Raw genomic sequence first — 852 nt, 5'->3', positions numbered from 1 at the left:
CCGAACTCAACCGGGCATATTCGTCCGGCGACCAACAGATGCTCGACAAATTGATGAGCGAATACCGCGTCAGCCCCGAGATGGTCACGGGCACATCGGTCGGCGACGAGCTTGTCCGGTGCATCCGTCAGATCGCACAGGTCCACAATCGATTGAAGGAGTTGACGAAGGAAGGTAAAGAGCACGAGGCTTCAGAATTGTTCGATCTGTTCAGAAAATGCGAGGCCGAGTTTGCCGAGGGACGCGACCTTTTGAAACACATGGCCGAACGGGCAAAGACACATATTAGCAAGAGCCAAAGGCGTCTTGAGAACCTGCGAAACGTCACCGCGGCTCAAGAAGAACATGTGAAGAAAACCTACGGAATGGACATCACCGACTTTCGCGATGGCTAGACCGCGTGCCCTGCGGCGTGACCGGACGACCAGGCCCATTGAAAATTGTATCCGCCGAGCCAGCCGGTCACATCAACCACCTCTCCGATAAAATAAAGGCCGGGAACCTTTTTTGCTTCCATGGTTTGCGACGAAAGTTCATCAGTCGATATCCCGCCGAGCGTAACCTCGGCCTTATTCCAGCCCTCGGTCTCGCGAAATTTGACCTTCCAATCGTGAAGCGCTCCCGTGACCAGATCGATGTCCTTTTTGCTTAACTGGTCGATCGGCTTATTCGGCAGACGTCCTTCGGCAAAATTTTCGACGAACCGATGCGGCAAGATCTCAGAAAGGTAATTCACCAGCATCTTCCGGCTTCGGGCGCGCGAGCCGAGTGCGGCAGCGAGTTCGACGTCCGGCGCCAGATCGATCGCAACCGGCGTGTCAGGCCGCCAATAATTCGACGCCTGCAAAATTG

The 852-nt window shown here is 55.0% G+C and carries 2 protein-coding genes; one reads left to right on the top strand and one right to left on the bottom strand.

The features are described 5' to 3' along the window. Positions 1-38: 38 nt before the first annotated feature. A complete protein-coding gene (locus tag JNK74_28315; protein ID MBL7650093.1) occupies positions 39-395 on the top strand; it encodes a hypothetical protein in 357 nt (118 codons plus the stop codon). Here the strand turns inward: JNK74_28315 and JNK74_28310 are convergent. Next, the coding region (locus JNK74_28310) for an NAD(P)/FAD-dependent oxidoreductase (protein MBL7650092.1) at positions 392-852 on the bottom strand (461 nt) is incomplete at its 5' end. The two genes, JNK74_28315 and JNK74_28310, sit on opposite strands and share 4 nt — an antisense overlap.

The sequence above is a fragment of the Candidatus Hydrogenedentota bacterium genome (genome assembly GCA_016791475.1).
GTDB lineage: Bacteria > Hydrogenedentota > Hydrogenedentia > Hydrogenedentales > JAEUWI01 > JAEUWI01.
This window is presented reverse-complemented; position numbering and strand designations above follow the sequence as displayed.

Bases quoted from the DNA above. Each gene is read 5' to 3' on its own strand.
- JNK74_28315 (MBL7650093.1), top strand. From the start codon at position 39: ATGCTCGACAAATTGATGAGCGAATACCGCGTCAGCCCCGAGATGGTC.